Genomic DNA, 24,446 nt, shown 5'->3' on the forward strand with positions numbered 1-24,446 from the left:
AGGAGGAGCTGTCTGTGATTCGTGTACTGGTAGCTGAAGACCACACCATCGTGCGGGAAGGGATCAAGCAATTGATCGGCCTGGCCAAGGACCTGCGGGTGGTGGGGGAGGCAAGCAATGGCGAGCAATTGCTGGAAACCCTGCGCCATGTGCCGTGCGAGGTGGTGCTGCTGGACATTTCCATGCCCGGCGTGAACGGGCTGGAAGCGATCCCGCGCATCCGGGCCTTGAATAACCCGCCCGCGATCCTGGTGCTGTCGATGCACGACGAGGCACAGATGGCGGCGAGGGCGCTGAAATTCGGCGCGGCGGGTTACGCGACCAAGGACAGCGATCCCGCACTCTTGCTGATGGCCATTCGTAAAGTCGCGGCGGGCGGGCGCTACATCGACCCCGAGCTGGCGGACCGGATGGTCTTTGAAGTAGGGCTAACTGACTCACGCCCGCTGCATGCGCTGTTGTCAGAGCGCGAGTTCTCGGTGTTTGAACGGCTGGCGCAAGGGGTGAACGTGAATGATATCGCCCAGCAACTGGCCCTGAGCAGCAAAACCATCAGCACCCACAAAGCGCGGCTGATGCAAAAACTTCACGTCACCTCGTTGGCGGAACTGGTGAAATACGCAATGGAGCATAAGCTGGTGTAACGGCTGACGAGCTGCGAGCGTTTTAGCCGAGGCTGCAGGGCATGCCTGTTTGCGACTGTTTTTGAGCAGCGTTTCAGCCGCTAGCGGTGTCCGCCGTTACCCAGTGTTCTATTCACGACATCCTTGTAGGGCGTGCCCTACCCGCAATCTTCCAGGCTCCTGATGTAAATCTCTCCTGCGCCCCGATTTCTGGGGGGTGATGCCTTCTTTAGTCTTGGACTACAGCAGTCCAAAACAAAAAGGTGTAGCTATGAGTGAGGTCGGTGCAAGCGCTGGGTCGAATGACATTTTGGTCAGCTTTCGTGGTGTGCAGAAAAGCTACGATGGCGAAAACCTGATTGTTAAAGACCTTAACCTGGACATTCGCAAAGGCGAGTTTCTGACCTTGCTCGGGCCGTCTGGGTCGGGCAAAACCACCAGCTTGATGATGCTCGCAGGGTTTGAAACCCCCACCGCGGGCGAGATCCAGCTGGGGGGCCGTTCTATCAACAACGTGCCGCCGCACAAACGCGACATCGGCATGGTGTTTCAGAACTATGCGTTGTTCCCGCACATGACTGTGGCCGAAAACCTGGGTTTCCCGTTGTCGGTGCGCGGCCTCAATCGCACCGACATCAGCGAGCGGGTCAAGCGCGTGCTGAGCATGGTGCAGCTCGATGCCTTCGCCCAGCGTTACCCGGCACAGCTTTCCGGCGGCCAGCAACAGCGGGTTGCGCTGGCGCGGGCGCTGGTGTTCGAACCGCAGCTGGTGTTGATGGACGAACCGCTGGGGGCACTGGATAAACAGCTGCGCGAGCACATGCAGATGGAGATCAAGCACCTGCACCAGCGCCTTGGCGTGACAGTGGTCTACGTCACTCACGATCAGGGCGAAGCGCTGACCATGTCGGATCGGGTGGCGGTGTTTCACCAAGGTGAAATCCAGCAGATCGCCCCGCCGCGTTGCTTGTATGAAGAACCCAAGAACACCTTTGTTGCCAACTTCATTGGCGAGAACAATCGCCTCAATGGCCGCCTGCACAGTCAGGACGGCGAGCGCTGCGTGGTAGAGCTGAGCCGAGGCGAGAAGGTTCAGGCGCTGGCGGTGAATGTCGGCCGTACCGGCGAGCCCGTGACCCTGTCGATCCGACCGGAACGCATCAGCCTTAACGGCGCCAGCGAGGCTTGCGTGAACCGGTTCTCGGGGCGCGTCGAAGAGTTCATCTATCTGGGCGACCACGTGCGGGTGCGTCTGGAAGTCTGCGGTAAGAACGATTTTTTTGTGAAACAGCCGATTGCCGAACTGGACCCGACGCTGGCCGTCGGTGACGTGGTGCCACTCGGTTGGCAGGTTGAACACGTACGTGCGCTGGACCCTCTCTTAGAGGCGAATTAATCGCCCCGGCTTCACCAACCCTGTGGAGAATAAAAATGCATAAAACACTGAAACTCACGGCCTTGAGCTTGGGCCTGATGTGCGCCGCCAATGCGTTGGCAGCCACCGACCTGACCGTGGTCTCGTTTGGCGGGGCGAACAAGGCCGCGCAGGTCAAAGCGTTCTACGCGCCTTGGGAAGCCAAGGGCGACGGCAAAATCATCGCCGGTGAATACAACGGCGAAATGGCCAAGATCAAGGCCATGGTCGACACCAAAAGCATCTCGTGGGACCTGGTCGAAGTTGAGTCTCCGGAATTATCCCGTGGCTGTGACGAAGACATGTTTGAGCAACTGGACCCGGCACTGTTCGGCAATCCTGATCAGTACGTTTCCGGTGCAATCCAGTCATGCGGCGCTGGTTTCTTCGTGTGGTCGACTGTGATGGCGTACAACGCCGACAAGCTGAAAACAGCGCCGACCAGTTGGGCGGATTTCTGGGACACCAAAACATTCCCCGGCAAGCGCGGGTTGCGTAAGGGCGCCAAGTACACCTTGGAATTTGCCTTGATGGCGGACGGCGTTGCGCCCAAGGACGTGTACAAAGTGTTGGCGAGCAAGGACGGCCAGAACCGCGCCTTCAAGAAACTCGACGAGCTGAAGCCCAGCATTCAGTGGTGGGAGGCCGGTGCACAGCCACCGCAGTACCTGGCTTCAGGCGATGTAGTGATGAGCTCTGCGTACAACGGGCGTATCGCCGCGGTGCAGAAAGAGAGCAACCTGAAAATTGTCTGGAATGGCGGGATTTACGACTTTGACGCCTGGGCCATCCCTAAAGGCTTGAGCAAAGACAAAGCCGACGCGGCGAAGAAGTTCATGCAGTTCACGCTGCAACCTCAGCAGCAGAGCATGTACTCGCAAAACATCGCGTATGGCCCTGCCAATAAAGAGGCGATGCCTTTGCTGCCGCAGGCGGTACAAGCGGACATGCCGACAGCACCCGAGAACATCAAGGATCAAGTGCAGATCGATGTCAGCTTCTGGGCTGATAACGGTGAGCAACTGGAGCAGCGTTTTAACGCCTGGGCTGCCAAGTAAGCAGCGCTGACACGCGGCGCGCCTGATCGGGTCGCGCCGCCCTTGTTTAAAGATTTGCGGAGTTCGCCATGGCCATCGCCATCCCCCTGAACGAAGTCTCCAGCCCCAGCTTGAAGAAGCGTCTGGCGCATGCCGAGCGCGTGAATCGCTGGAAAGCACAGGCGTTGATTGCGCCTCTGGTGATTTTCTTGCTGCTGGTGTTTTTGGTGCCAATTGCAGCGCTGCTTTATAAAAGTGTCGGCAACCCGGAAGTGGTCGAAGGTCTGCCACGCACTGTGGTGGCCGTGCATGGGTGGGATGGTAAAGGCTTACCGGCCGAACCGGTGTATCTGGCGCTTAGCGAAGACTTGGCTGAGGCGCGCAAGAATCAAGTCCTGGGTGATTTGTCGAAACGTCTGAACATGGAATTGGCCGGTTATCGCAGTTTGCTGATGAAAACCGCCAAAGCGCTGCCTTTCAAGGTTGCACCTGACTCTTATAAAGATGCACTAGAAGCCCTCGACGAGCGTTGGGGTGATCCGGCGTATTGGCAGGCGATCAAGCGCAACAGCTCAAGTGTGACGCCGTTTTATCTGCTGGCGGCTGTCGATCACCGTATTGATGACTTGGGTGAAGTGGCTCCCGCTACTCCGGATCAGGCGATTTATCTGGATATTTTCGCCCGGACCTTCTGGATGGGGCTGGTCATTACCTGCATCTGTCTGGTGCTGGCGTACCCTTTGGCCTATCTGCTGGCCAACTTGCCTGCACGCCAGAGCAACCTGTTGATGATTCTGGTGCTGCTGCCGTTCTGGACGTCTGTGCTGGTGCGGGTCGCGGCCTGGATTGTGTTGCTGCAATCGGGCGGGTTGATCAATAGCGCGTTGATGAGCATGGGGCTGATCGATAAACCGATGGAACTGGTGTTCAATCGCACCGGCGTGTACATCGCAATGGTGCACATTTTGCTGCCATTTATGATCCTGCCGATTTACAGCGTGATGAAGGGTATTTCTCCGACCTATATGCGTGCGGCCATCTCATTGGGATGCCACCCATTTACGAGCTTCTGGCGTGTGTATTTCCCACAAACTTATGCCGGTGTGGGGGCTGGTTGCTTGCTGGTGTTCATCATCGCAATTGGCTACTACATCACCCCCGCCTTGCTCGGCAGCCCGAACGATCAAATGGTCAGTTACTTTGTGGCGTTCTACACCAACACCAGTATCAACTGGGGCATGGCCACGGCACTGGGCGGCTTGCTGCTGCTGGCGACTGTCGTGCTGTACCTGATTTACAACTGGCTGGTGGGTGCCACCCGCCTGCGTTTGAGTTAAGGAGATCGCCATGCTGAGCCCGTACATGTCTCCCGTTGAGCGGATCTGGTTCTACAGTTTGCGCATCCTTTGCGCACTGATTCTGCTATTCCTGATCTTGCCTGTGCTGGTCATCATTCCGTTGTCCTTCAACTCGGGGAGCTTTCTGGTGTACCCGCTGCAAGGGTTTTCCCTGCACTGGTATCAGGATTTCTTCGCCTCTGCCGAATGGATGCGCGCGCTGAGAAACAGCGTCATCGTTGCGCCGGCTGCCACAGTGCTGGCTATGGTGTTCGGTACGTTGGCGGCGATTGGTCTCACCCGTGGTGACTTCCCGGGCAAGGCGCTGGTCATGGCACTGGTGATATCGCCTATGGTGGTGCCAGTGGTCATCATCGGCGTGGCCAGTTACCTGTTTTTTGCACCGCTGGGACTGGGCAACAGTTACTTCTCGTTGATCGTGGTGCATGCGGTGTTAGGTGTGCCATTTGTCATCATCACCGTGTCTGCGACATTGCAGGGTTTTAATCACAACCTGGTGCGTGCGGCTGCCAGCCTGGGGGCGTCGCCCTTGACGGCGTTCCGTCGGGTGACCTTGCCGCTGATTGCGCCGGGCGTCATTTCTGGTGCCCTGTTCGCCTTCGCCACGTCATTTGATGAAGTGGTGGTGACGCTGTTTCTGGCCGGGCCTGAGCAAGCGACCTTGCCACGCCAGATGTTCAGCGGCATTCGCGAAAACCTCAGCCCGACCATTGCGGCGGCGGCCACGTTGCTGATCGCATTCTCTGTGGTACTGCTGCTGACCCTTGAGTGGTTGCGCGGGCGCAGCGAGAAAATGCGTACGGCGCAGGTTCAGGGCTAGACCCAACAGGCGTCCCATAACGGGTAATCCCCGATTCGTGTAGTCAGTTGCGCGCGAATCGGGTTTTTGATCAGGTGGCGGGCGGTGGCCTTGAGGTCTTCTTCTTCGTGCAGGACTCGGTCATAAAACCCTTTTTGCCAGACACGCTCACTGGCGCAGGTCATTTCGTTGATGGTCAGGCTGCTGCGCGATTTAACCCTGCACATCACTTCTCCCAGCGTTTTGTGACGCAACTCGACAAGCCAGTGGCAATGATCAGGCATCACAACCCATGCGATTGACTTGACGATGCCATCGTCGTGCGCCTGCTTGAGTTGATTGACCACGAGACGTCCCACGTGAAAGTCGCTGAAGATCGGGCGGCGTTGTTCGGTAACGGTGGTGAGCAAATAAACACGGCCGGGCTCGGTGTTACGGCCTTTCAAGAGTTGCCCGCTGCTGTAGGACTTCGGCATTCCGTTGCCTTCCTCGTGGTGATCGTTGTTTAAACCTAGACGGGTTGTGGAAGCATGCCTTGTGCCTTTGTTCGCAAGATATTGCCGGAAGCTCCCTGGGGGCTCACTCGCCGCCGAAGGCTGCGATCGGTCGCGTAGCGTCTGCGAGGCGGTGTGCGGGTCGCGGTCGGCGGTATACAATGCGCGCCACCGTGTTTAGCTCACTAAAAGGTGCGTCATGCAGCCCTTCGCTATTGCCCCATCGATTCTTTCTGCCGATTTCGCCCGTCTTGGCGAAGAGGTGGACAACGTTCTCGCAGCGGGTGCTGACATCGTTCACTTCGATGTCATGGACAATCATTACGTGCCCAACCTGACCATCGGCCCGATGGTGTGCGCGGCCTTGCGCAAGTACGGGATCACGGCTCCCATCGACGCGCATTTGATGGTCAGCCCGGTGGACCGCATCATCGGTGACTTCATCGAAGCTGGCGCGACTTACATCACCTTCCACCCTGAAGCCACGCAGCACATCGACCGTTCCCTGCAATTGATCCGCGAAGGTGGTTGCAAGGCGGGCCTGGTGTTTAACCCGGCCACCCCGCTGGACGTGCTCAAGTACGTGATGGACAAGGTCGACATGGTTTTGCTGATGAGCGTGAACCCCGGCTTCGGCGGCCAGAAGTTCATTCCCGGTACTCTCGACAAATTGCGTGAAGCCCGTGCGCTGATCGATGCATCGGGCCGCGACATCCGTCTGGAGATCGATGGGGGGGTGAACGTCGGCAACATCCGTGAAATTGCAGAAGCTGGCGCCGACACGTTTGTCGCGGGCTCGGCAATTTTCAACACGCCGAATTACGAAGAAGTGATTCAAAAAATGCGCGCCGAGCTTGCGTTGGCTCGCCCATGAGCGGTTTTGAGCAGCTACTGCAAGGGCAGCTGCCAAAACTGGTGATGTTCGATCTGGACGGCACCCTGATTGATTCGGTGCCGGACCTCGCGGCTGCGGTGGAAACCATGTTGCAGACGCTTGGGCGTCCGCCTGCCGGGCTCGAAAACGTCAAGATGTGGATCGGCAACGGGGCGCCGATGCTGGTGCGCCGGGCGCTGGCAGGCAATCTGGATGCGTCGGGCGTCGATGATGCCGAGGCTGAGCAGGCGCTGGAAGTGTTCATGGAGGCCTACGAGGGTGGCCATGCGCACACCAAGGTTTACCCGGGCGTGCGTGAAAGCCTCAAGTGGCTGCAAAAGCAGGGCGTCGAAATGGCCCTGATTACCAACAAGCCCGAACGCTTCGTGGCGCCGCTGCTGGATGAGTTGAAGCTGGGCCGGTTTTTCCGCTGGATCATTGGCGGTGACACCTTGCCACAGAAAAAGCCTGATCCCGCCGCGCTGCTGTTTGTGATGAAAATGGCCGGGGTCACCCCGCAGCAATCGATGTTTATCGGTGATTCACGCAATGACGTGTTGGCAGCCAAAGCTGCTGGCGTGCGTTGCGTGGCCCTGAACTACGGCTACAACCACGGTCGCCCGATTGAAGAAGAGTCGCCTGACATGGTGATTGGCAATTTGCAGGAGCTGATAGCCGGTTGCTTAGATTCGGCGGCTGAGATACCGTTGGGCTCTTCTGTTCACCCCTCTCGTAGAGATTCCATCGTGGTGGTCACTCGCAAACTCTGGATGAAAGTTATCAAGGCCCTGGCCCGTTGGCGTTGGCGCGCCTGACTTGAATCTGGCCGGAGATCCGGCACGTTTGCATACCTGACTGTTTGACCCTCAGACCACGAGGCACCTCATGATCCGTGAAGAATTCCTGCGTTTGGCCGCTGCCGGCTATAACCGTATCCCGCTTGCCCGCGAAACCCTTGCCGACTTCGACACACCGCTGTCGATCTACTTGAAATTGGCCGATGAGCCCAACTCCTATTTGCTGGAGTCGGTGCAGGGCGGCGAGAAGTGGGGGCGTTACTCGATCATCGGTTTACCGTGCCGCACCGTATTGCGGGTACACGACCATCAGGTGCGCGTGACCCACGACGGTGTTGAGATCGAGTCCTGCGTGGCCGATGATCCGCTGGCGTTTGTCGAAGCCTTCAAGGCCCGTTACAACGTGCCGACCATTGCCGGATTGCCGCGTTTCAATGGCGGGCTGGTAGGCTACTTCGGTTATGACTGTGTGCGGTATGTGGAAAAACGTTTGGGCAAATGCCCGAACCCTGATCCGCTGGGCGTGCCGGACATCCTGTTGATGGTGTCGGATGCCGTGGTGGTGTTCGACAACCTGGCAGGCAAGATGCACGCGATTGTGCTGGTCGATCCGGCACAGCCTGATGCGTACGAAGACGGTCAGGCGCGGCTTGAAGCCTTGCTTGAGCAACTGCGCCAGCCGATTGCGCCGCGTCGCGGTCTGGACTTCACGGCACAACAGGCTGCTGATCCGGTTTTCCGCTCCAGCTTTACCCAGAGCGACTACGAGAAAGCCGTCGACACCATCAAGGACTACATCCTGGCGGGCGATTGCATGCAGGTTGTGCCATCGCAGCGGATGTCCATCGACTTCAAGGCCGCGCCTATTGATTTGTACCGCGCGCTGCGCTGCTTCAATCCGACACCTTATATGTACTTTTTCAACTTCGGTGACTTCCACGTAGTGGGCAGTTCGCCTGAAGTGCTGGTGCGGGTCGAAGACAACCTGATTACCGTGCGCCCGATTGCTGGCACCCGCCCGCGGGGAGCAACCGAAGAAGCGGATGTGGCGCTGGAGCAAGACCTGCTCAGCGATGACAAGGAAATCGCCGAACACTTGATGCTGATCGACCTGGGGCGCAATGACACCGGCCGGGTCTCTGAAATCGGCTCGGTCAAACTCACCGAAAAAATGGTGATCGAACGTTATTCCAACGTGATGCACATCGTTTCCAACGTCACCGGACAGCTAAAAAGCGGTCTGACGGCGATGGACGCGCTGCGGGCGATTCTCCCGGCAGGCACGTTGTCGGGTGCGCCGAAAATCCGTGCGATGGAAATCATCGACGAGCTGGAGCCGGTCAAGCGTGGTGTGTATGGCGGTGCGGTCGGTTACTTCGCCTGGAACGGCAATATGGACACGGCCATCGCCATTCGTACGGCGGTGATCAAGAACGGTGAATTGCATGTGCAAGCGGGTGGCGGCATTGTCGCTGACTCGGTACCGGCCCTGGAGTGGGAAGAGACGCTGAATAAACGCCGCGCGATGTTTCGTGCCGTAGCGCTCGCCGAACAAACCCCCGCGTCCGACGCCTGAGGAGCTTAGCCATGTTGCTGATGATCGATAATTACGACTCTTTTACGTACAACGTAGTGCAGTACCTCGGCGAGCTGGGTGCAGAGGTCAAGGTGGTGCGCAACGATGAGCTGACCGTGGCCGAGATCGAAGCGCTCAAGCCCGAGCGCATTGTGGTCTCGCCCGGCCCGTGCACGCCGAATGAGGCAGGCATCTCGCTGGAAGCTATCCAGCACTTTGCGGGCAAATTGCCAATTCTGGGCGTGTGCCTGGGGCATCAATCCATCGGCCAGGCCTTTGGCGGCGACGTGGTGCGAGCGCGTCAGGTGATGCATGGCAAGACCAGTCCGGTTTATCACCTCGATACGGGGGTGTTCCAGGGGTTGAACAACCCGTTGACCGTTACTCGCTATCACTCGCTGGTGGTCAAGCGCGAGACATTGCCCGACTGCCTCGAGCTGACGGCCTGGACGCAACATGCCGATGGTTCGGTCGACGAGATCATGGGCTTGCGCCATAAAACCCTCAACATCGAAGGGGTGCAGTTTCACCCTGAATCGATCCTGACCGAACAAGGTCATGAACTGTTCGCCAATTTTCTTAAACAAACCGGCGGCACGCGCTAAGGACTTCATATGGATATCAAGACTGCCCTGAACCGTATCGTCGGTCACCTCGACCTGAGCACCGAGGAAATGCGCGATGTGATGCGCGACATCATGACCGGCCAATGCACCGAGGCGCAGATCGGCGCCTTCATGATGGGCATGCGCATGAAGAGTGAAAGTATTGATGAAATCGTCGGTGCCGTTACTGTTATGCGCGAGCTGGCGGACAAAGTTGAACTCAATACGCTCGAGGGCGTGGTGGATATTGTTGGCACCGGCGGCGATGGTGCGAATATTTTCAACGTCTCCACAGCATCCGCGCTGGTGATCGCGGCAGCCGGTTGCACCGTTGCCAAACACGGTAATCGCGCCGTATCCGGCAAAAGCGGCAGTGCCGATTTGCTCGAGGCCGCGGGTGTTTACCTGAACCTGACTCCGGTGCAAGTGGCACGCTGCATCGACAGTGTGGGCATCGGTTTCATGTTTGCTCAATCCCATCATGGCGCCATGAAGCACGCGGCCATCCCGCGTCGCGATTTGGGCCTGCGCACCTTGTTCAACATGCTCGGCCCGCTTACGAATCCGGCGGGCGTGTTGCATCAGGTGGTCGGCGTGTTCAATCAGGCATTGTGCCGTCCATTGGCTGAAGTGTTGCAGCGTCTGGGCAGCAAACATGTGCTGGTGGTTCATTCGCAGGACGGGCTGGACGAGTTCAGTCTTGCCGCGCCTACGTATGTCGCTGAGTTGCGCAAAGGCGAGATCACTGAGTATTGGGTTCAGCCCGAAGATCTGGGCATCAAGAGTCAAAGCCTGTTTGGTCTGGTGGTCGACAGCCCTGAACAATCGCTGGAGCTGATTCGCGATGCGTTGGGGCGTCGTAAAACCGAGGCCGGGCAAAAGGCCGCTGAGATGATCGTGCTCAATGCCGGTGCTGCGTTATACGCAGCCGATCTTGCCTACACTCTGAAAGAGGGTGTGGCGCTGGCGCACGATGCGCTGCACACCGGGCTGGCCCGGGAGAAGCTGGAAGAACTGGGCGCGTTTACCGCGATTTTCAAGCAGGAGAATGAAGCATGAGTGTGCCAACCGTTCTGGAAAAAATTCTGGCGCGTAAGGTTCAGGAAGTGGCCGAACGCAGCACGCGCATCAGTCTGGCTGAGCTTGAACGTCAGGCCGCTCAGGCCGATCCAGTCCGGGGCTTTGCCAACGCTTTGCTGGCGCAAGCCAAGCTGAAACAACCGGCCGTGATTGCCGAAATCAAAAAGGCATCCCCGAGCAAAGGTGTCATTCGCGAACACTTCGTGCCTGCCGAGATTGCGCAAAGTTATGAAAAAGGCGGCGCCACCTGCCTGTCAGTGCTGACCGACATCGATTACTTTCAAGGTGCCGATGCATACCTGCAGCAGGCGCGTGCCGCGTGCAAGCTGCCGGTCATTCGCAAGGACTTCATGATCGATCCTTATCAGATCGTTGAAGCCCGCGCGTTGGGTGCGGACTGCGTGTTGTTGATCGTATCCGCGCTGGATGACGTCAAAATGGCCGAGCTGGCCAGTGTTGCCAAAAGTGTCGGGCTTGATGTGCTGGTTGAGGTGCATGATGGCGATGAGCTGGAACGTGCGTTGAAAACCCTCGATACACCGTTGATCGGCATCAACAACCGCAACTTGCATACGTTCGACGTAAGCCTGGAAACCACGCTGGACCTGCTGCCGCGTTTGCCGCGTGATCGACTGGTGATTACCGAGAGCGGAATTCTGAACCGTGCCGATGTCGAGCTGATGGAAATCAGCGAGGTGTATTCGTTCCTGGTCGGTGAAGCGTTCATGCGCGCTGAAAATCCGGGCGCTGAACTGCAACGGTTGTTTTTCCCGGAGCGCGGTACGCCACTATCGAGTTCGACAGCGGATTAAACCCGGTCTCTGTATTCCAAGGACTTCCATGACCAGCACTCAGCGTCTTTCTGTCGAAGCCGGCCTCAAAGCCGAACAGGATTTATTGGCGTCGGTTTGCGCGGGTGAGCGTGAGGCCGGGGTGCTGTTTTGGCAGCCTACCGATCGGGCGCTGGTTATGCCCAAGCGTTTGGCTCGACTGCCCGGCTTCGAGAGTGCGAGTGTTGAACTGGCTGCCAGCGGCTGGCCGATCCTGTTGCGTGAGACGGGCGGTGAGCCGGTTCCGCAGTCGGCGTCTACGGTCAACATCGCCCTGGTTTACGCTCCGCCACGCAGCGAGGGTGATCAGGGACGAATCGAAACGGCTTATCGCCGTTTGTGCCAACCGATCTGCGATCTTTTGACCGAATTGGGCGGCATTGCGTCCTTGGGAGAAATTGAAGGGGCTTTCTGCGATGGCCGTTTCAACGTCAACCTGAACGGACGCAAGCTGGTGGGCACCGCTCAGCGCTGGCGTCAAAGTCAGGGCGGGCAGCGCCCGGTCGGGCTAGTTCATGGCGCATTGTTGCTGGATGACGAGCGTGAATCGATGGTGGCATCGGTCAATCGCTTCAATGAGCTGTGTTTACTGGAACAGCGTTGCCGTGCGGACAGCCACATCGCCTTGCATGAGGTCTTTGCGGCACCTGATTTTTTCGAACAGTTACAGGCCCGCTATCAAGGCATTCTGTTGCCCTTGCTCACGCCTTAACGCGTACCGAACACGACCATGGTCTTGCCTTTGACGCTGACCAGGTTTTGCTCTTCCAGGTCCTTGAGCACACGCCCGACCATCTCCCGCGAACAACCGACAATCCTGCCGATTTCCTGGCGCGTGACTTTGATTTGCATGCCATCAGGATGAGTCATTGCGTCAGGTTGCTTGCACAATTCAAGCAGGCAGCGTGCAACGCGCCCCGTAACATCAAAAAACGCCAGATCACCGACCTTGCGCGTGGTGTTACGCAGTCGTTGAGCTATTTGGCCGCTGAGGGCGTACAGAATTTCAGGTTCCTGATGCGCGTATTCCCTGAATTTGGCGTAAGTGATTTCTGCAACTTCGCATTCCGTCTTGGCCCGGACCCAGGCACTGCGCGCCTGCTCAAGGCCCGGTTGCTCGAATAACCCCAATTCGCCAATAAAGTCCCCTGCATTGAGGTAGGCAATGATCATCTCGCGACCGTCGTCGTCTTCGATCACGATGGTCACCGAGCCTTTGACGATGAAGAACAGCGTCTGCGAGCGTTCACCGGCACAAATGATGTTGCTTTTGGCTTGATAACGCTTGCGTTGGCAATGAGTCAGAAATTTGTCGAGGTTTTTGATCTTGGGTATGGGAGTAAGGGCAACCATGGTTGTGTCCCGTAAAGCCTGCACGGTAAGGGTCAGATCTATTTTTATATAGAGCGCTTGCCGGCTTGGCGCCAGCTAATTGGCGCCAGCTTAACAGACGAATTCTTTACCTAATGCAGAAATTTCCTTGAACGCTGTAAGACAAACCCTCGCTGGCGGTCGGTCATCGAATTTAGGCGCTGTGATAAGCTGGCGCCCCTTTTAAGACAGTGGAGTCTGAGCGATGAAGGCACGCATTCAATGGGCGGGCGAGGCCATGTTTTTGGGCGAATCGGGCAGTGGCCACGTCGTCGTCATGGACGGGCCTCCAGAAAGCGGCGGCCGGAACCTGGGTGTGCGTCCCATGGAGATGCTGCTGCTGGGCCTTGGCGGTTGCAGCAACTTTGATGTGGTGAGCATTCTCAAGAAATCGCGTCAGGCAGTCGAAAGCTGCGAGGCGTTCCTGGATGCGGAGCGCGCCACTGAAGACCCGAAAGTGTTCACCAAGATCCACCTGCACTTCGTGGTCAAGGGCCGTGGGCTGAAAGAGCCACAGGTCAAACGTGCGATCGAACTGTCTGCCGAGAAGTATTGCTCGGCGTCGATCATGCTGGGCGCGGCCGGGGTCGCCATCAGCCATGACTACGAAATAATCGAACTGGGCTGAGTGGACATTCAATTTTCATAAAAGCATTGCAGACTCTGGCGATCAGTCGCTGACGTCTGCATAATGCGCCACTTTTTTAAGGGTCGTGGCGGGGAATCATCCCGGCGGCGGGTCCGAACAGATAACCAAAATCGCCATCGCGAAGAGGTGTTAACCGTCCTACGCAGGTGCGTCCCACGCACTTGACGGGCATGCTGGATCACGCGGCCGAGCCGCATCGACATAGAGAGTTTTATTACGGTGAAAAGCAAACTCAAGCTCCACGGGTTCAATAACCTGACAAAGACCTTGAGCTTCAACATCTATGACATCTGCTATGCGGAAACCCCGCAAGACCAGCAGGCATACGTTGAGTACATCAATCAAGAGTACGACGCAGAACGCCTGACGCAGATCCTTACAGATGTGGTTGATATCATTGGTGCCAACATCCTGAACATCGCCCGTCAGGATTACGATCCCCAAGGCGCCAGCGTGACTATTCTGATTTCCGAGCAGCCGGTAACACCTACCGAAAGCCAGATCGAAGAATCCCCAGGCCCGCTGCCAGAGACCATTTTGGGTCACCTCGACAAAAGTCATATCACGGTGCATACCTATCCGGAGATTCATCCGGTGGACGGCATCGCGACGTTCCGTGTGGACATCGACGTGTCGACGTGCGGCGTTATTTCACCGCTTAAAGCTCTCAACTATCTGATCCATCAGTTTGATTCGGATATCGTGACGGTCGACTATCGCGTGCGCGGCTTTACCCGTGACGTGGAAGGCAAAAAGCACTTTATCGATCATGAGATCAATTCGATCCAGAACTACCTCTCCGAAGACACGCGCGACGGTTATCAAATGACTGACGTGAATGTGTACCAAGAGAACCTGTTTCATACCAAGATGCTGCTCAAGGACTTCGAACTGGATAATTACCTGTTCGGCGATGCCACGAGCAACCTTTCGACCGAGCAGCGCGCTCAGGTCACTGAGCGTGTGAAGCACGAAATGCTCGAAATCTTTTACGCGCGCAACATGTCGTAAGCAGCGAGCATCAAAAAAAGGCGGCTACCGTGAGGTAAGCCGCCTTTTTTGTGCGTACGTTGCGCGAGGGCGATTAAATGCGGTAGGTGCTTTTGGTCATGACTTTTGCCATCAGGCTCATGCCAAACTTCACGGGTGCCGGGAAACGATAACCGCCAGCGTCCAGGGCGGATTCAGCATGGTGTTCTTCGTCGATGCGCATTTGTTCAAGAATGGCCCGCGACTTTTCATCCTCGGGCGGCAGTTGCGCCAAGTGTTCGTTCAAGTGCTTGCACACTTGATCTTCGGTTGCGGCGACGAAACCCAGGCTGACCTTGTCGCTGATCAGACCCGCCACCGCGCCAATTCCGAAAGACATGCCGTAAAACAGCGGGTTTAGCACGCTCGGATGGCTTCCCAGTTGGCGAATACGTTGTTCGCACCAGGCCAGGTGATCGATTTCTTCTTCAGCGGCATGTTCCATGGCTTCGCGCACATGCGGCAGTTTGGCGGTCAGGGCCTGGCCCTGATACAAGGCCTGGGCGCAGACTTCGCCGGTATGGTTAATCCGCATGAGGCCCGCCACATGACGCGTGGCCTGTTCCCCCAGAGGGTTTTCAGGTTTGACGATGGCAGGCGAGGGGCGATACGGCTGGCCACTGAAAGGCAGCAAGGTGCGCATTGCGGTATCAGCTTGTAACAGAAGACGGTCAATCGGCGAGTAGTGACGTTGGGTAGTCATGCTTACCTCCGGGAAAAATCACGGCGGCCAGTTTACCCCAATCGGGCAGGCAAGGTTTGCGTTGGATCATGGGCAAGCGCGGGAGCGTTTGGCGTTCCCGCACAAGATTGTCGCTGAATCAGCCCGGAGGCCAGTTCATTTGGCGCTGACCCAGCACATGCATATGGATGTGGTAAACCGTTTGGCCGCCATCTTCATTGCAGTTCATGACAACGCGAAAACCCTTCTCGCAGCCTTGTTCCACGGCCAGACGCTGGGCGGTGAACAAAATATGACCGGCCAGTGCTTTGTCTTCTTCGGTCAGGTCGTTGAGGGTGCGAATTGGTTTTTTCGGAATGACCAGAAAATGCACAGGCGCTTGTGGCGCAATGTCGTGAAAGGCCAGTACCTGATCATCTTCGTAGATGATCTTCGCGGGTATTTCACGGTTGATGATCTTGGTGAACAGAGTATCCAAAGCTGTATCTCCGTAAGTGAAGTCTGTTCTGAGTGTACTCAGGGGATCGTTGGGCGGCCAGCTACCTTAACGAGGACAGTACGACTTGTTAACCGAGGCGGCGATTTTGCGTGTCATCCAGCGCGACAGTACGCGAGGCACACGGGTCAGCCAGCGATTTCGCCAGCCCGGCATGATGATGGCCTTGTTCTTTTCAAGTGCGCGTACGGTATAGAGCGCGACTTCTTCGGGGCTCAGTGCATGACGATTGTGTTTGAGGGGTTCGGCGTTCATGTTCGCTGCCTCAAAAAAACCGGTGCGGGTGATGCCGGGGCAGAGCACTGACACCTTGATCCCGGTTTTCTTGACCTCTTCGCGCAAACCCTCCGAAAAGTGCAGTACATACGCTTTACTCGCGAAGTAGGTGCTCAACCAAGGACCCGGCTGATACGCCGCGATCGATGAAACGTTCAGGATCTGCCCGCCGCCCTGTACCGCCATCATATTGCCGATGGCGTGGCACAGCCGAGTAAGTGCAAGCACATTGAGTTCGATCAAGTCTTGCTCAGCGCTCCAGTCGTGCGCCAGGAAAGGACCGCAGGTGCCGATCCCCGCGCAATTGATCAGCAAATCAATCTGTCTGTCACCTTCTTCCAGCTCCAGCAGGAAGCCCGACAACCTCAGTGGCTCACCCAAATCGCAGGCGCGGATCAGCACTTCTACGCCAAAGCGCTGAGTGAATTCGAGGGCGATGGCCTCCAGTGCATCCCGTTGGCGGGCAACCAGGATCAAACTGCGCCCGCGACGGGCAAGGGCTTCTGCCAGGGCCAGGCCAATGCCGCTTGAGGCGCCAGTGATCAAAGCGTAACGGGTCATGCTGTTCTCCATCGCAACGGTTCAGTCCGGTGACAATGATGTCCCTGGCGTTAGCGCGTTTATTAAAAAGCGCAGTCTACAGGCTGTTGGTGCTGGCTGCGTTGATGAACGAGGCCGCGAGGCCAAGTGTGAAGGCGAGGATTGTCGCGATTATTGAAAGGATCGCAAGAGTGATCGAAACCCAGGCCAGGACTTTGACTGCAGTGCTGTTAGGGGGAGGTGGCGGACCATACTGATTCGGCCCCGTTGTACCCGGCATCAATATCAGCATGAAGGAGAGAATCAGGGTCGCGACGGGCACAAGATGCAGCAAGAGCATCCACGCTGACCAATTGAGGTCATGCAGGCGCTGCGCGCTTATTCTCAGGCTGATAATCAAATAGGCCAGCATCACCGTCAGGCTGCAGGTGATCCCCAATGTGTAGGAAATGTGGGTTATCAGCATGGACGGGATGAGGACGGCGCCAGCGATTGCCGTGAGCACCAGTGTCCACGCCAGCATTCGCATACGGCCAATGCGACCGTTGAACCCCAATGGATCCAGCGTGCCGTAAACCGCTTGAGGTGATTTTTCCAGGCTAATTTCTGGCATTACTACTTCCTTGTCCGGTAGCTAAAAATTAAAGCCCGCCGAGTGGCGGGCTTCGCTGTTTCAACGGTGCGGCCAATGCTCGGATAGCCGTTGAGTTTCGCTTAACGCCTGACGGTATTCTTCTTCCAGGCGTGCGATCAGCTCATCTGTTGAAGGCAAGTCGGAAATTTCGCCTACGCCCTGACCTGCCGACCACACGGTTTTCCAGGCTTTGGCTTCATCACTGAGCGGTTTCAGTTTGTTTCCTGACTCCGTTTTGCTTTGCAACGCCGCCAAGTCATAGCCGGCGTTTTCAAGACTTTGCCGCATAAAGCTGGCAGGTACGCCTGACACGGCCGGGGTGTGGATGATATCGGCCGCGTGGGATGCGAGCAGCATCTCTTTATAAGCCTCAGGAGCATGGCTTTCGCAGGTTCCGATAAAGCGCGTGCCCATGTAAGCCAAATCGGCGCCGATTGTTTGAGCTGCCAATATCTCGTGGCCATGGTTCAGGCAGCCTGCGAGAAGGAGCGTTTTGTCGAAGAACTGGCGTATTTCTGCTGCCAGGGCGAAAGGGCTCCAAGTGCCCGCATGCCCACCTGCGCCAGCAGCGACGGCAATCAAGCCATCTACACCTGCTTGCGCGGCCTTTTCGGCGTGACGGCGGGTGGTGACATCATGGAAGACCACGCCGCCATAGCTGTGAACGGCGTCGACCACCTCTTTGACGGCGCCCAGGCTGGTGATCACGATGGGCACTTTGTGCTCGACGCAAATGGCAAGGTCTGCTTCAAGCCGCGGGTTGCTGTTGTGCACGATCAGGTTCACAGCGTAGGGCGCCGGGTTATCCAGCAGCGTAAGGCCTGCTTCGATTTCCTCCAGCCAGGCCTTGAACCCCAGGCTGTCGCGCTGGTTCAGTGCCGGGAAACTACCGACTACGCCATTACGGCAACAGGCAAGTACCAGTTGCGGGTTGGAAATCAGAAACATCGGCGCGGCCACCACCGGCAGGCGTAAGCGTTGTTCAAGCAGAGCAGGCAGTGACATCGGATAACCTCGTTGAAAGATGGGATGCAGTTAGAACGGTTTGACCACCGCCAGAATGACGATAGCGATCAGAAACAGAACAGGTACTTCGTTGAACCAGCGGAAGTACACATGGCTGCGGGTATTTTCTCCTCGGGCGAAGCGTTTAACCTGTGCGCCACACATATGGTGATAGCCGATCAGCAGCACCACCAATGTCAATTTGGCATGCATCCAGCCCTGGCTGAAGTAGCCGCCAGGGTTAAGGCTGATCAACCAGCCGCCAAAAATGATTGTGGCGATCATCGCGGGTCCCATGATGCCCCGATACAGCTTGCGCTCCATTACGCTGAATCGCTCTTTGCTGACGGAATCTTCGCTTTGTGCGTGGTAAACAAACAGGCGAGGCAGGTAAAACAGGCCAGCAAACCAACAGACGATGCTGATGATGTGGAAGGCTTTTAGCCATAGATAAAGCATTTTTAGTTATTCCCAGGTTCACGGTAGATCAAATAGTAGTAGTAGAGCGTCTGTGAGTCACCTTGGCGGTTGTCGCAGGGACGCGCTGTCCCTATTATCGAGGGCTTTCCAGTGGGTTCGTTGAGGGGCAGGTTATGGTCAAGGTCGGTATTGTCGGCGGCACGGGTTACACCGGGGTCGAATTGCTGCGTTTGCTGGCACAGCATCCGCAGGCTGAAGTGGTGGTGATCACTTCTCGATCCGAAGCGGGCCTGCCGGTTGCCGATATGTATCCCAACCTGCGCGGTCATTACGACGGCCTTACCTTTAGCGTGCCGGATACTCAGACACTGGCGGCATGTGACGTGGTTTTTTTCGCGACGCCGCATGGTGTGGCTCATGCCTTGGCGGGTGAATTGCTTGCGGCAGGTACCAAGGTGATCGACCTGTCGGCCGATTTTCGTCTGCAAGATGCTGATGAGTGGGCTAAATGGTACGGTCAGCCGCATGGCGCGCCTGAGCTGCTCAAGGAAGCTGTTTATGGTTTGCCGGAGGTGAATCGTGAACAAATCAGGCAAGCCCGTCTGATTGCTGTGCCGGGTTGTTATCCGACGGCCACCCAGCTAGGTTTTTTACCTCTGCTGGAAGCTGGCCTTGCCGATACATCGGTGTTGATTGCCGACTGTAAATCGGGCGTCAGCGGGGCTGGTCGAGGCGCTAGTGTAGGTTCTCTATACGCAGAAACGTCTGAAAGCATGAAGGCTTATGCCGTAAAAGGGCATCGTCACCTGCCTGAAATTCGTCAGGGGTTACGTCGGGCGGCCGGTAAAGATGTCGGGCTGACATTCGTCCCACATTTGACGCCGATGATTCGCGGGATCCATTCCACGTTGTACGCGACCGTTACCGATCGCTCTGTGGATCTGCAGGCGTTGTTTGAAAAGCGTTATGCCAATGAGCCTTTTGTGGATGTGATGCCCGCTGGCAGCCACCCTGAAACTCGCAGTGTGCGAGGCGCCAATGTGTGCCGAATCGCTATTCACCGCCCGCAAGATGGTGATCTGGTGGTGGTGTTGTCCGTCATCGACAATTTGGTCAAGGGCGCGTCGGGTCAGGCTGTACAGAACATGAATATCCTGTTTGGTCTGGATGAGCGTTTGGGCCTGTCCCACGCCGGAATGCTGCCTTAACACCAGCAGATATGCTCAAGCGGTAAGTGCCCAGCTTGCCGCTGCTACTTATGAATAGTTGACCGCTTTTCTAGGAGAAGCGGATAATGCTCGTCATCACGCATTATGGCGGCATAGCGCCGGGAGATAGTCAGCATGAGCGTCGAATCCTTCACCCCCATGGCTTTGCAATTCACCGAAGGTGCTGCGCACAAGGTGAAGAGCCTGGTCGATGAAGAGGGTAATGATCGTTTGAAGCTGCGCGTATTTGTGACGGGCGGCGGTTGTTCAGGTTTTCAGTACGGTTTCACGTTTGATGAGGACGTTGCAGACGATGACACTATCGTCGAGCGCGAGGGTGTGAGCCTGGTGGTTGACCCAATGAGCTTCCAGTACCTGGCGGGTGCTGAGGTGGACTATCAGGAAGGTCTGGAAGGTTCGCGTTTTGTGATCAAGAACCCGAATGCCACTACGACCTGTGGTTGTGGCTCGTCATTCTCGATTTGATCGGGTAGTAGAAGCACGCTAAACGCCGCGTCGATACGCGGCGTTTTGCTGTCTGCCGTTTATGGAGTGGGTGTTCAGGCGGGATAGATAGCGCCGAGGATACGCATGCCGCGTGCACCCGTCACGCTGGGGCGGTTGGTGGGAATACCCTCCAGACAGCAATGGGCCAGCCATGCAAATGCCATGGCCTCTACCCAATCGGGATCCACCCCTTTGATCAGGGTGCTATTGACCTTGGTATGTGGAAGAAGCGAAGCCAGCCGTGTCATCAACGCGGTGTTGTGCGCACCACCACCGCATACCAGAAGCTCGTCGGTGCGCGGTTGGGCTATTTGCAGTGAGTTCACGATCGTAAGCGCTGTGAGTTCGAGCAGGGTTGCTTGAATGTCTTCAGCGGGGAATGCTGGCAAGCTGACGAGGTGATGCTTCAGCCAATTCAGGTTAAAGACCTCACGCCCGGTGCTTTTCGGACCCTGTGTCTTGAAGAATGGATCGCTTAACAAGCTCTTGAGAAGGATGGGCTCCACAGTGCCGCTGGCCGCCCACTGGCCGCTGCGGTCATAGAGGTCGCCGCGTGTATCTTGTATCCAGGCATCCAGCAAGACATTTCCCGGGCCGCAGTCGAAACCAGCTACAGGCTCGGTAGGTGTTATCAAGCTTAGGTTGCTGAACCCGCCTACGTTCAATACGGCTCGATAGCTACCCTCGTTATTGAACAGGGCTTCGTGAAATGCAGGCACAAGCGGCGCACCCTGGCCGCCAGCTGCTACATCCCGCCGACGGAAATCACCGACCACGCAAATACCTGTTAGCTCGGCCAATAACGCTGGGTTACCGATTTGTACCGTAAAGCCCAGGGCGGGTTCGTGCCGGATGGTCTGGCCATGGCTACCTATCGCCCGTATGTCTTTTGGAGAGAGCTGCTGTTGTGCGAGAAGTGCGTGCACCCCTTGCGCTGCAAGCTCAACCCAATGATTTTCAGCAATGGCGCAGCGTGCAACTTCGTCAGGGCCGCTGGTGCAAAGGCCGAGTAATTCGGCGCGTAATGACGAAGGCATGGGGGTGTAGTGAGAGGCGAGAAGCTTGATGCTCGCCCCTAACTCAATCAAGGCGATGTCCATGCCATCAAGGCTTGTGCCGGACATTACCCCTATGTAGAGCGCCATGGCTTAGCGCTTGCTCGAAGCAAGCATTGTGGCTTTTTCCTGATTCATGCGGGCCATTAACGGTTGGCTCTGTTGCATGAACCGGGCGCGTTCATTTTTGGCAATCGGGTCAGCCATTGGCAGCTTTTGCCCAAGCGGGTCAACGTGGACGCCGTTGACCTGAAACTCATAGTGCAAGTGCGGACCTGTCGACAGGCCGGTGGTGCCAATGTAGCCAATCACTTGCCCCTGCTTGACGGAGCCGCCAGTTTTGACGCCTTTGGCAAACCCCTGCATGTGCCCATAAAGCGTGCGATATGTGTTGCCGTGCTGAATGATCACGGTGTTGCCGTAACCACCGCGCCGGCCTGCAAGTAACACTTTGCCATCGCCAGCGGCCTTGATGGGAGTGCCGCGTGGAGCAGCATAATCCACGCCTTTGTGAGCACGAATTTTGTTCAGGATCGGGTGTTTGCGCCCGGAAGAAAAGCGTGAGCTGATGCGGGCAAAATCTACCGGTGTGCGGATGAATGCCTTGCGCATGCTATTGCCATCAGCCGTGTAGTAATTGCTGATGCCCTGCTTGTTGGTGTAGCGAACGGCTGTATAGGTCTTGCCGCGGTTGGTGAAACGTGCAGACAAGATGTTGCCAGTACCCACTGTTTTCCCGTTGACCACTTTTTGCTCGTAGATAACCTCAAACTGGTCACCTGGACGAATGTCTTGGGCAAAGTCGATGTCATAACCGAATACTTTGGCCATATCCATCGTCATGCTGTGGGGCAGGCCGGCACGCTGACCGGAAGCAGAAAGCGAGCTGCTGATTACGCCGTGAACGTAAGCTGTGCGCACTGTCGGCTGCGCAGTAACACGGCGAAACGAATACCCTTTTGCTGTCTTGCTCAGGGTGATTGTTTCAAGATCGCTGACGCGGCTGTGCAGGTTGTTGAGCTGGCCGTCTGCGCCCATCTCAAACTCTAGTTTCTGGCCATGTTTAAGCTGGCTGAACTGTTTGGCTTGTTTGTCGCTGGCCAAAACCTCATGCACTGATGAGGCGGGAAGGCCCACCTTCTCAAAAAGCGTAGAGAGCGTGTCACCTTTGGCGACAACTACTTCGCGGTGGCTCGGCTCTTTCTTGTCTTCAACTTTTGCAGTCGCAGCGGGCGTACTGTCTTGCTGATCTATTTGGGTAAACGGGGCGGGTGTAGCTTCATTTGTGGCCTGAACGAGTTCGGCGGCGTCTTGATCTTGTGTCAGTTGGTCAGCAGGGGTTTCCAGCTCCAGATTTAGAGTCGTGCGTTTGGCTTCTACTTCGCTGGAGGGAAACACCAGCAGCGCCAAACTCAATAAGGCTGCGATCCCGCTTGCGGCGAGAAGGTGGGTCTTCGGATAAAGCGGTGGCGCTTTAGGCGGTTGACTGGTCATAGGTAATTTGACTTTGAGATAAAGGATGAATTGGAAAAGATGACTGACACGGTGAAGATGAAATAACTGTATAAAATATAACCAAAACGCCCTTGAAGCAAGTTGACCACACATTAACTGACAGATAGCCACCCGTACGCCTGCCAGAACTTGTATTTAGCGGGTGATCTTGTATGGTTGGATCCCTTTGAATTTGAGCCTTACGGGTCTGATATGAAGTCGGTTGAAGAGCAGCTAGCGCTAATCAAGCGTGGTGCCGAAGAGGTACTGGTCGAGTCTGAATTGGTTGAGAAGTTGAAGCGTGGCCAACCGCTGCGTATTAAGGCTGGATTTGACCCTACTGCACCCGATCTGCATTTGGGACACACCGTACTGATCAATAAGCTGCGCCAGTTTCAGGAATTGGGACATCACGTCATCTTTCTGATTGGTGACTTTACCGGGATGATTGGTGATCCAAGTGGTAAGAGTGCGACGCGTCCTCCGCTGACGCGCGAACAAGTACTCGACAACGCCGAAACCTACAAGACCCAGGTCTTCAAGATTCTCGATCCATCGAAAACCGAAGTGGCGTTCAACTCTACCTGGATGGATCAGATGGGGCCTGCGGATTTTATTCGTCTGACGTCCCAATACACCGTAGCGCGCATGCTTGAGCGCGACGACTTTGATAAGCGCTATACCACGAATCAGCCGATTGCCATTCACGAGTTTTTGTACCCTTTGGTACAAGGGTATGACTCGGTTGCCTTGCGAGCGGATGTCGAGTTGGGCGGTACCGATCAGAAATTCAATTTGCTGATGGGTCGTGAGTTGCAGCGCGGTTATGGGCAAGAGGCGCAGTGCATTGTCACGATGCCTTTGCTTGAGGGGTTGGATGGCGTCAAGAAGATGTCCAAATCCTTGGGTAATTACGTGGGCATCCAAGAAGCGCCGGGGGTGATGTATAGCAAGTTGGTGTCCATCCCGGATGCATTGATGTGGCGTTACTTTGAGCTGCTCAGCTTTCGTTCCATGGATGAGATCAATGGCCTTAAGGCTGAGGTTGAGGCCGGTGCCAATCCACGTGACATCAAAATCAAGCTGGCTGAAGAGATTGTGGAGCGTTTCCATGGTGCAGAGGCTGCAGCCAATGCGCACCGTGGTGCGGGTAATCGCATGAAGGACGGTGAGTTGCCGGATGACTTGCCGGAGATTGAATTGGTTGCGGCGGAAGATATGCCTATTGCGGCTGTGCTGAATAAGGCCGGGCTGGTGAAGAACTCTGCTGTTGCTCGTGATTTGTTGGGGTCGGGTGGTGTGCGTATAGATGGTGAGGTCGTGGATCGCTCCTATATATATGTGCTGGGCTCCACGCATGTTTGTCAGGCTGGCAAGAAGGCGTTTGCTCGAATTACATTGAAATCTGAATAAATTTGAAAATAGTGCTGGACGGCGCATTTTGTTTGCCTATAATGCGCCCCAGTTCCGGCGCAGTCGAAACGTAAAACTCCTTGAAATTCAAAGAGTTAAACGGTTTCGAAAGTGTCAGCTTCAAGTCATCGAAGCAGGAAATGAGGTGTTGACAGCAGCGTGTAACGCTGTAGAATTCGC

The 24,446-nt window shown here is 56.3% G+C and carries 28 protein-coding genes; 17 read left to right on the forward strand and 11 right to left on the reverse strand.

Going from position 1 to position 24,446, the window contains the following annotated elements; genetic code table 11:
• The first annotated feature begins 14 nt into the window (after positions 1 to 14).
• The 5 genes from CJF39_RS07565 to CJF39_RS22990 all read left to right on the forward strand — a co-directional run bounded on the left by CJF39_RS07565 (position 15) and on the right by CJF39_RS22990 (position 5,252).
• Positions 15 to 644 carry a response regulator gene (locus CJF39_RS07565; RefSeq protein WP_094992847.1) on the forward strand — a complete coding sequence of 210 codons (630 nt, stop codon included), beginning with the start codon at positions 15 to 17 and terminating at the stop codon, positions 642 to 644.
• A 250-nt stretch (positions 645 to 894) separates the two neighbouring features.
• Positions 895 to 2,019, forward strand: a complete 1,125-nt coding sequence (locus CJF39_RS07570) for an ABC transporter ATP-binding protein (protein WP_094992848.1) — start codon at positions 895 to 897, stop codon at positions 2,017 to 2,019.
• 35 nt (positions 2,020 to 2,054) lie between these two features.
• Entirely contained in the window at positions 2,055 to 3,095 is a 1,041-nt protein-coding gene (locus tag CJF39_RS07575) for an ABC transporter substrate-binding protein (RefSeq protein ID WP_094992849.1), read from the forward strand.
• A 68-nt stretch (positions 3,096 to 3,163) separates the two neighbouring features.
• Complete coding sequence (locus tag CJF39_RS07580) at positions 3,164 to 4,411, forward strand: ABC transporter permease (protein ID WP_094992850.1); 1,248 nt, start codon at positions 3,164 to 3,166, stop codon at positions 4,409 to 4,411.
• A gap of 10 nt (positions 4,412 to 4,421) precedes the next feature.
• A complete protein-coding gene (locus CJF39_RS22990) occupies positions 4,422 to 5,252 on the forward strand; it encodes an ABC transporter permease (RefSeq protein WP_094992851.1) in 831 nt (276 codons plus the stop codon).
• On the opposite strand, the gene CJF39_RS07590 is transcribed toward CJF39_RS22990, so the two are convergent.
• Positions 5,249 to 5,707, reverse strand: a complete 459-nt coding sequence (locus CJF39_RS07590; RefSeq protein WP_094992852.1) for an REP-associated tyrosine transposase — start codon at positions 5,705 to 5,707, stop codon at positions 5,249 to 5,251. The two genes, CJF39_RS22990 and CJF39_RS07590, sit on opposite strands and share 4 nt — an antisense overlap.
• 217 nt (positions 5,708 to 5,924) lie before the next feature.
• Between CJF39_RS07590 and rpe the strand changes: the two genes are divergently transcribed.
• The 7 genes from rpe (at position 5,925) to CJF39_RS07625 (ending at position 12,199) form a co-directional block, all read left to right on the forward strand.
• A complete protein-coding gene (gene rpe, locus CJF39_RS07595) occupies positions 5,925 to 6,599 on the forward strand; it encodes a ribulose-phosphate 3-epimerase (protein WP_094992853.1) in 675 nt (224 codons plus the stop codon).
• Positions 6,596 to 7,414, forward strand: a complete 819-nt coding sequence (locus CJF39_RS07600; protein ID WP_094992854.1) for a phosphoglycolate phosphatase — start codon at positions 6,596 to 6,598, stop codon at positions 7,412 to 7,414. Before rpe ends, CJF39_RS07600 begins: the two co-directional genes overlap by 4 nt.
• A 70-nt stretch (positions 7,415 to 7,484) precedes the next feature.
• Entirely contained in the window at positions 7,485 to 8,972 is a 1,488-nt protein-coding gene (gene trpE / locus CJF39_RS07605) for an anthranilate synthase component I (protein WP_094992855.1), read from the forward strand.
• A gap of 11 nt (positions 8,973 to 8,983) precedes the next feature.
• Complete coding sequence (locus CJF39_RS07610; protein WP_094992856.1) at positions 8,984 to 9,577, forward strand: aminodeoxychorismate/anthranilate synthase component II; 594 nt, start codon at positions 8,984 to 8,986, stop codon at positions 9,575 to 9,577.
• Positions 9,578 to 9,586: 9 nt separating this feature from the next.
• The gene (trpD, locus tag CJF39_RS07615; RefSeq protein WP_094992857.1) at positions 9,587 to 10,636 is read left to right on the forward strand and encodes an anthranilate phosphoribosyltransferase; all 1,050 of its coding nucleotides are present in this window, start codon (positions 9,587 to 9,589) and stop codon (positions 10,634 to 10,636) included.
• The gene (gene trpC / locus CJF39_RS07620; RefSeq protein WP_094992858.1) at positions 10,633 to 11,469 is read left to right on the forward strand and encodes an indole-3-glycerol phosphate synthase TrpC; all 837 of its coding nucleotides are present in this window, start codon (positions 10,633 to 10,635) and stop codon (positions 11,467 to 11,469) included. Before trpD ends, trpC begins: the two co-directional genes overlap by 4 nt.
• A 28-nt stretch (positions 11,470 to 11,497) precedes the next feature.
• The gene (locus CJF39_RS07625) at positions 11,498 to 12,199 is read left to right on the forward strand and encodes a lipoate--protein ligase family protein (protein ID WP_094992859.1); all 702 of its coding nucleotides are present in this window, start codon (positions 11,498 to 11,500) and stop codon (positions 12,197 to 12,199) included.
• On the opposite strand, the gene crp is transcribed toward CJF39_RS07625, so the two are convergent.
• On the reverse strand, positions 12,196 to 12,840 hold the full coding sequence (gene crp, locus CJF39_RS07630) for a cAMP-activated global transcriptional regulator CRP (RefSeq protein WP_094992860.1): 645 nt from the start codon (positions 12,838 to 12,840) through the stop codon (positions 12,196 to 12,198). The genes CJF39_RS07625 and crp overlap by 4 nt on opposite strands.
• 223 nt (positions 12,841 to 13,063) lie before the next feature.
• On the opposite strand from crp, the gene CJF39_RS07635 reads away from it, so the two are divergent.
• Both CJF39_RS07635 and speD read left to right on the forward strand, forming a co-directional pair.
• Positions 13,064 to 13,486 (forward strand): OsmC family protein, encoded by a 423-nt coding sequence (locus CJF39_RS07635; protein ID WP_094992861.1) that lies wholly within the window; start codon positions 13,064 to 13,066, stop codon positions 13,484 to 13,486.
• Positions 13,487 to 13,726: 240 nt separating this feature from the next.
• Positions 13,727 to 14,518 carry an adenosylmethionine decarboxylase gene (gene speD / locus CJF39_RS07640; RefSeq protein ID WP_047277964.1) on the forward strand — a complete coding sequence of 264 codons (792 nt, stop codon included), beginning with the start codon at positions 13,727 to 13,729 and terminating at the stop codon, positions 14,516 to 14,518.
• A gap of 73 nt (positions 14,519 to 14,591) precedes the next feature.
• On the opposite strand, the gene coq7 is transcribed toward speD, so the two are convergent.
• From coq7 to hemJ, 6 genes are all read right to left on the reverse strand, one after another.
• On the reverse strand, positions 14,592 to 15,239 hold the full coding sequence (gene coq7, locus CJF39_RS07645; RefSeq protein WP_094992862.1) for a 2-polyprenyl-3-methyl-6-methoxy-1,4-benzoquinone monooxygenase: 648 nt from the start codon (positions 15,237 to 15,239) through the stop codon (positions 14,592 to 14,594).
• Between the two features lie 118 nt (positions 15,240 to 15,357).
• A complete protein-coding gene (locus tag CJF39_RS07650) occupies positions 15,358 to 15,696 on the reverse strand; it encodes a histidine triad nucleotide-binding protein (RefSeq protein ID WP_005792015.1) in 339 nt (112 codons plus the stop codon).
• A 66-nt stretch (positions 15,697 to 15,762) separates the two neighbouring features.
• Entirely contained in the window at positions 15,763 to 16,551 is a 789-nt protein-coding gene (locus CJF39_RS07655) for an SDR family NAD(P)-dependent oxidoreductase (RefSeq protein ID WP_094992863.1), read from the reverse strand.
• 76 nt (positions 16,552 to 16,627) lie between these two features.
• On the reverse strand, positions 16,628 to 17,143 hold the full coding sequence (locus tag CJF39_RS07660; protein WP_094992864.1) for a DUF805 domain-containing protein: 516 nt from the start codon (positions 17,141 to 17,143) through the stop codon (positions 16,628 to 16,630).
• Between the two features lie 60 nt (positions 17,144 to 17,203).
• The gene (locus tag CJF39_RS07665) at positions 17,204 to 18,169 is read right to left on the reverse strand and encodes an NAD(P)H-dependent flavin oxidoreductase (RefSeq protein ID WP_094992865.1); all 966 of its coding nucleotides are present in this window, start codon (positions 18,167 to 18,169) and stop codon (positions 17,204 to 17,206) included.
• 30 nt (positions 18,170 to 18,199) lie between these two features.
• Positions 18,200 to 18,628: a protoporphyrinogen oxidase HemJ gene (gene hemJ, locus CJF39_RS07670; RefSeq protein WP_094992866.1), complete on the reverse strand. Its 429-nt coding sequence runs from the start codon at positions 18,626 to 18,628 to the stop codon at positions 18,200 to 18,202.
• 134 nt (positions 18,629 to 18,762) lie between these two features.
• On the opposite strand from hemJ, the gene argC reads away from it, so the two are divergent.
• Both argC and erpA read left to right on the forward strand, forming a co-directional pair.
• Positions 18,763 to 19,797: an N-acetyl-gamma-glutamyl-phosphate reductase gene (gene argC / locus CJF39_RS07675; RefSeq protein ID WP_094992867.1), complete on the forward strand. Its 1,035-nt coding sequence runs from the start codon at positions 18,763 to 18,765 to the stop codon at positions 19,795 to 19,797.
• A 135-nt stretch (positions 19,798 to 19,932) separates the two neighbouring features.
• A complete protein-coding gene (erpA, locus tag CJF39_RS07680) occupies positions 19,933 to 20,283 on the forward strand; it encodes an iron-sulfur cluster insertion protein ErpA (protein WP_094992868.1) in 351 nt (116 codons plus the stop codon).
• 74 nt (positions 20,284 to 20,357) lie between these two features.
• On the opposite strand, the gene CJF39_RS07685 is transcribed toward erpA, so the two are convergent.
• Both CJF39_RS07685 and CJF39_RS07690 read right to left on the reverse strand, forming a co-directional pair.
• Positions 20,358 to 21,449: an anhydro-N-acetylmuramic acid kinase gene (locus CJF39_RS07685; RefSeq protein ID WP_094992869.1), complete on the reverse strand. Its 1,092-nt coding sequence runs from the start codon at positions 21,447 to 21,449 to the stop codon at positions 20,358 to 20,360.
• A 3-nt stretch (positions 21,450 to 21,452) separates the two neighbouring features.
• Complete coding sequence (locus tag CJF39_RS07690) at positions 21,453 to 22,853, reverse strand: peptidoglycan DD-metalloendopeptidase family protein (protein ID WP_094992870.1); 1,401 nt, start codon at positions 22,851 to 22,853, stop codon at positions 21,453 to 21,455.
• A 213-nt stretch (positions 22,854 to 23,066) separates the two neighbouring features.
• On the opposite strand from CJF39_RS07690, the gene tyrS reads away from it, so the two are divergent.
• Positions 23,067 to 24,266, forward strand: a complete 1,200-nt coding sequence (gene tyrS / locus CJF39_RS07695; RefSeq protein WP_094992871.1) for a tyrosine--tRNA ligase — start codon at positions 23,067 to 23,069, stop codon at positions 24,264 to 24,266.
• Here tyrS and CJF39_RS23160 read toward each other — a convergent pair.
• On the reverse strand, positions 24,247 to 24,446 hold a 200-nt coding region (locus CJF39_RS23160), incomplete at its 5' end, for a hypothetical protein (RefSeq protein ID WP_212555978.1). The two genes, tyrS and CJF39_RS23160, sit on opposite strands and share 20 nt — an antisense overlap.

The organism is Pseudomonas lundensis, assembly GCF_002269125.1.
Classification (GTDB): Bacteria; Pseudomonadota; Gammaproteobacteria; order Pseudomonadales; family Pseudomonadaceae; genus Aquipseudomonas; species Aquipseudomonas lundensis_A.

Coding starts and splice junctions, on each gene's coding strand:
- rpe (WP_094992853.1), top strand. CDS start 5,925: ATGCAGCCCTTCGCTATTGCCCCATCGATTCTTTCTGCCGATTTCGCC.
- coq7 (WP_094992862.1), bottom strand. CDS start 15,239: ATGACTACCCAACGTCACTACTCGCCGATTGACCGTCTTCTGTTACAA.
- CJF39_RS07570 (WP_094992848.1), top strand. CDS start 895: ATGAGTGAGGTCGGTGCAAGCGCTGGGTCGAATGACATTTTGGTCAGC.
- CJF39_RS07600 (WP_094992854.1), top strand. CDS start 6,596: ATGAGCGGTTTTGAGCAGCTACTGCAAGGGCAGCTGCCAAAACTGGTG.
- CJF39_RS07580 (WP_094992850.1), top strand. CDS start 3,164: ATGGCCATCGCCATCCCCCTGAACGAAGTCTCCAGCCCCAGCTTGAAG.
- CJF39_RS07685 (WP_094992869.1), bottom strand. CDS start 21,449: ATGGCGCTCTACATAGGGGTAATGTCCGGCACAAGCCTTGATGGCATG.
- CJF39_RS07575 (WP_094992849.1), top strand. CDS start 2,055: ATGCATAAAACACTGAAACTCACGGCCTTGAGCTTGGGCCTGATGTGC.
- CJF39_RS07690 (WP_094992870.1), bottom strand. CDS start 22,853: ATGACCAGTCAACCGCCTAAAGCGCCACCGCTTTATCCGAAGACCCAC.
- CJF39_RS07635 (WP_094992861.1), top strand. CDS start 13,064: ATGAAGGCACGCATTCAATGGGCGGGCGAGGCCATGTTTTTGGGCGAA.
- CJF39_RS22990 (WP_094992851.1), top strand. CDS start 4,422: ATGCTGAGCCCGTACATGTCTCCCGTTGAGCGGATCTGGTTCTACAGT.
- CJF39_RS07655 (WP_094992863.1), bottom strand. CDS start 16,551: ATGACCCGTTACGCTTTGATCACTGGCGCCTCAAGCGGCATTGGCCTG.
- crp (WP_094992860.1), bottom strand. CDS start 12,840: ATGGTTGCCCTTACTCCCATACCCAAGATCAAAAACCTCGACAAATTT.
- tyrS (WP_094992871.1), top strand. CDS start 23,067: ATGAAGTCGGTTGAAGAGCAGCTAGCGCTAATCAAGCGTGGTGCCGAA.
- CJF39_RS07660 (WP_094992864.1), bottom strand. CDS start 17,143: ATGCCAGAAATTAGCCTGGAAAAATCACCTCAAGCGGTTTACGGCACG.
- trpE (WP_094992855.1), top strand. CDS start 7,485: ATGATCCGTGAAGAATTCCTGCGTTTGGCCGCTGCCGGCTATAACCGT.
- trpD (WP_094992857.1), top strand. CDS start 9,587: ATGGATATCAAGACTGCCCTGAACCGTATCGTCGGTCACCTCGACCTG.
- CJF39_RS07610 (WP_094992856.1), top strand. CDS start 8,984: ATGTTGCTGATGATCGATAATTACGACTCTTTTACGTACAACGTAGTG.
- trpC (WP_094992858.1), top strand. CDS start 10,633: ATGAGTGTGCCAACCGTTCTGGAAAAAATTCTGGCGCGTAAGGTTCAG.
- erpA (WP_094992868.1), top strand. CDS start 19,933: ATGAGCGTCGAATCCTTCACCCCCATGGCTTTGCAATTCACCGAAGGT.
- CJF39_RS07590 (WP_094992852.1), bottom strand. CDS start 5,707: ATGCCGAAGTCCTACAGCAGCGGGCAACTCTTGAAAGGCCGTAACACC.
- CJF39_RS07665 (WP_094992865.1), bottom strand. CDS start 18,169: ATGTCACTGCCTGCTCTGCTTGAACAACGCTTACGCCTGCCGGTGGTG.
- argC (WP_094992867.1), top strand. CDS start 18,763: ATGGTCAAGGTCGGTATTGTCGGCGGCACGGGTTACACCGGGGTCGAA.
- hemJ (WP_094992866.1), bottom strand. CDS start 18,628: ATGCTTTATCTATGGCTAAAAGCCTTCCACATCATCAGCATCGTCTGT.
- CJF39_RS07625 (WP_094992859.1), top strand. CDS start 11,498: ATGACCAGCACTCAGCGTCTTTCTGTCGAAGCCGGCCTCAAAGCCGAA.